This window comes from Salmonella sp. SAL03688 (assembly GCF_046551895.1).
Classification (GTDB): domain Bacteria; phylum Pseudomonadota; class Gammaproteobacteria; order Enterobacterales; family Enterobacteriaceae; genus Salmonella; species Salmonella enterica.
This window is the reverse complement of the sequence record NZ_JBGDVI010000060.1, coordinates 1-586: the sequence shown is the minus strand read 5'-3', so window position 1 is coordinate 586 and position 586 is coordinate 1. Positions and strand designations below refer to the sequence as shown.

At 49.3% G+C, this 586-nt stretch carries 2 tRNA genes and 1 rRNA gene; all 3 read left to right on the top strand.

Annotation, left to right across the window (positions count from 1 at the left end):
* Positions 1 to 96 (top strand): 16S ribosomal RNA (locus ACLJR2_RS23700); the annotation flags it as partial.
* A 69-nt stretch (positions 97 to 165) separates the two neighbouring features.
* A tRNA-Ile gene (locus tag ACLJR2_RS23695) sits at positions 166 to 242 on the top strand.
* 109 nt (positions 243 to 351) lie between these two features.
* A tRNA-Ala gene (locus tag ACLJR2_RS23690) sits at positions 352 to 427 on the top strand.
* The last annotated feature ends 159 nt before the right edge of the window (positions 428 to 586 follow it).

Genomic DNA, 586 nt, shown 5'->3' with positions numbered 1-586 from the left:
ACCTTCGGGAGGGCGCTTACCACTTTGTGATTCATGACTGGGGTGAAGTCGTAACAAGGTAACCGTAGGGGAACCTGCGGTTGGATCACCTCCTTACCTTAAAGAACTGTTCTTTGCAGTGCTCACACAGATTGTCTGATGAAAAACGAGCAGTAAAACCTCTACAGGCTTGTAGCTCAGGTGGTTAGAGCGCACCCCTGATAAGGGTGAGGTCGGTGGTTCAAGTCCACTCAGGCCTACCAGATTCGCTCCCGTGCTTTGTTGTGGCAAAGCTCGCATACTTCAGTATGCTTCGCTTCACCACGCCGCGCCCGGAAACGAATCAAAGGTAAGAGGTTCTGACTACACGATGGGGCTATAGCTCAGCTGGGAGAGCGCCTGCTTTGCACGCAGGAGGTCTGCGGTTCGATCCCGCATAGCTCCACCATCTCGTGAGTGTTTACGAAAAAATACTTCAGAGTGTACCTGAAAGGGTTCACTGCGAAGTTTTGCTCTTTAAAAATCTGGATCAAGCTGAAAATTGAAACACAGAACAACGAAAGTTGTTCGTGAGTCTCTCAAATTTTCGCAACACGATGATGAATCG